Here is a 2,957-nt window from a genome sequence, read left to right as displayed (position 1 = left end):
CCGCACAAACACAACGGTGGATTGCCGCCGAATGTGGCAGAGAAGGCCTACTGGAAAACTCAAAAGACGGTGGCCTAAAACACTTGACCACTACAGATAGAGTTTTTTTAGGGGAGTATTTAAGAGGATTTAAGGCTTTGAGAATTCTCTCTTCCGCTAGCAGAGCATCTTGTTCGTATATGTATTCAACCACATGCAGCTCTTCCACTTGATATTCACAATCAGGAATGTACTTCACACCCGACAGTATTGTTCTCACCTTTTCGGCCGCGGGGAGGTCACTATCGATCACCTTTTGACTTCCATATGAAAAACGTTGCTTTGTTGACGTATTAGTGACTCCAACTTTAAAGAAGTGCTCTGCACTTTTCGGGTCGAACAATCGAACTAGATAAAGTTTCATATACTGCCTAACGCCAATGTTCAGCGGCCGGTTTGGAGTGCAACGGAAAACCGGTCCGGTGGAGGCCCGTAGGGCCGGAACGAACTGCAACTACTTGTTAGGAAACATTTTTTGACTTCCATGCCAACCTTCGATATAGATTGATAGACCCAGCAGACATGGAGCTAGTGTGATGCCCTCATTCAGAAAGATCTTTGATCAGGCAATCTCTGCCTGGCAAACACGCAAGGTGTACAAGCGCGAAGAAGAGATGCCTACTTGGCTTTTGGTTTTCTTCGCTTGCGGAACTCTTCCCGTTACCACGTACATGGGATGGGGACTCACGAATTCTACGCATGCGCTTTTTGAAGCTAGTGCCGCAGGAGCACCCATGCTACCTACGATCATCTTGGGTCTTTTCCTCTTCGCTCTCGCAATTCCGAGCTGGTACTTTGGCCGAATCTTTTTAGCTTCTGAGAAAGAACTCAGCAGACGAATATTCTCCTAACACTGAAGCATTTAATGGTCGTGCGCAGCATGGCCTTTAAATGTGGGTTGGACTAAGCCGCTGCCACTAATGCCAGCACACAATGTATAAGGGTAAAGTAAATTTTGAACGGATACCGGGATGGCGGTTCAGGCCCGCAAAGGTACTCTGCAGAAGTGCTTATCGTCCTGATGGTCCCCATAAAATGCCTCATCCCTGGGTGGTTTGGATCAGCCTACCCCCCTGTCTCTTTCATTGCCAGCCTCAGCCCGAGTCACAACCCAGCTCCTCAGGAACTGTAGCGCCCACGGGAAGCCGCCAGGAAATGCGGCTAAACCGTCACTCTACCAACGGCTCTAAACCGGGGAATCTGCCGAACCATATGAACCACACCGTCCTCGCATCGAGGGCACGGCCAGCTGCGTTGGGACTCCGAGCCATTCTTGACTTCAACATCGACCTCGGGTGGCTTTTGAAGGGCCTGACGAATGGCCGTCAGCTTGCGACGTCGGGTTCGGTTACTCAGATAACCAAAGTGACGAATCCGCATAAAGCCCTTGGGCAGGATATGCATGAGGAACCGTCGAACAAATTCCGCCCCTTCCAGTTGCAGGCTCTTCTGGCGCCCTCCTTCCCGGTAGTCCACATAGCGGATCATGATTCTGCCGCCGTCCTGTGACAACAAACGACCGTTACTGATAGCAATGCGGTGGGTGTAGCGAGCCAGGTAATCCACCACCGTCTCCGCCTGATTCAGACAAGGGCGGGCGTAAACCACCCAATCCTGCTGCATCACTTTTTTGAGTACGTCGTCGATGGCTTGAGGCTCCGTGAGTCTGTGCAATTCGCCGGTTCTGACCGATCGTCTGAGGGACGATACCATGCGGCCGCGAAAGCGGCGGGACAAGGCCCTGACGGGGAAACAGATATTGATGTTTAGCCTCATGCCATTCTCCGGCCTCTGTGAGCACCCCGCCCGGAATCAGGCAATGCACGTGAACGTGGCGACTCAGATTCTGCCCCCAGGTATGGAGCACGGCTGTCATGCCCAACTCACCCTGCAAGTGTTTGGTTGTATGGCCAAACTGACTGAGCGTATTCCAAACTGACTCAAACAGGCGACGGTAAACCACTTCCGGGTGCACCTGAACCCAGCCATTCAGGGCGTGGGGCAAGGTGAACACCAGGTGGAAGTAGGGTACCGGCAGTAGCGATCGACGCTGGCGCTCACACCACTGTTGGCTAGCCCGACTCTGGCATTGCGGACAATGCCGGTCCCGGCAACCGTAGTAATGCACGGTTCGTGCTTTGCAGTGATCACAACGCATTTCCATACCGCCCATCCGGGCTGTGCGGCAATCCATCAGTCGACTGCACACCTTGCGACGGTGGCGGTCCAATGAGTCGGTCGAGAGGAACTGGGTAGAACCCCGCATAGGCGTGGCGCAGTGCGTGTATCCCTCCGCGTCTTTGCACGCCGCTGAGTCGCTTGGCGTGACGATAAACCTTCTGGGCCGTGGTGGCGGTCAGGTGCTGACCAACCAGTACTTCACTCGGAAACAGCCAGAGTACCGGGCGGCCAAGGCACCAGTACGCTCGCAATACATCGAGTAGCACGTCAGTCAGGGGCACCATGCGATCCTTACCGCCCTTGCCCTGATGGATGTGAAGCAGGTGGCGCTCCCCGTCGATGTTCTTCACTTGCAATGCCACGGCTTCACTCACTCGCAAGCCGCAGCCATACGTGATCAACAGCAAGGCCCGATGCTTGGGGTTCTTGGTGGCTCCCACTATCCTTGCAACGTCCTGACGAGTCAGTAACTCAGGAATGCGCTGTGGTCGCTTGGGCAGCACCAGGTTCACGTCGAAGTCTGCCCAATGCAGCACCTGCAGATACAAAAACCGAATGCCATGCAGGTAAAGCCGACAACTGGCCGGCGCCAGGGAACGTTCCTGGACGAGGTAATTAAAGTAGGTCTGCAGCTCCCCGACCGTAAGCGTCCGCCCATCACACCTTGTCAGGTGTAGCCGGCTTCCAGTTGTGGGGCAACAGTTCGTCGATGGTGTTGTTTTTCTGAGTCGGCAAGC

General features: G+C 54.1%; 2 protein-coding genes and 1 pseudogene. All 3 read right to left on the bottom strand.

What is annotated here, in order from left to right; all coding sequences use genetic code 11:
* A partial coding sequence (locus ACSSVV_RS20810) for a hypothetical protein (RefSeq protein WP_454106953.1) occupies positions 1–403 on the bottom strand: 403 nt, incomplete at its 3' end.
* Positions 404–1,200: 797 nt separating this feature from the next.
* Positions 1,201–2,305, bottom strand: a pseudogene (locus tag ACSSVV_RS20805) (IS91 family transposase).
* A partial coding sequence (locus ACSSVV_RS20800; protein WP_454106952.1) for a tyrosine-type recombinase/integrase occupies positions 2,187–2,957 on the bottom strand: 771 nt, incomplete at its 5' end. The pseudogene ACSSVV_RS20805 and the gene ACSSVV_RS20800, both read right to left, overlap by 119 nt.

This window comes from Marinobacter sp. MBR-105, from assembly GCF_053628895.1.
The sequence above is the reverse complement of the archived record's forward strand: the minus strand, read 5'-3'. Positions and strand labels throughout refer to the sequence as shown.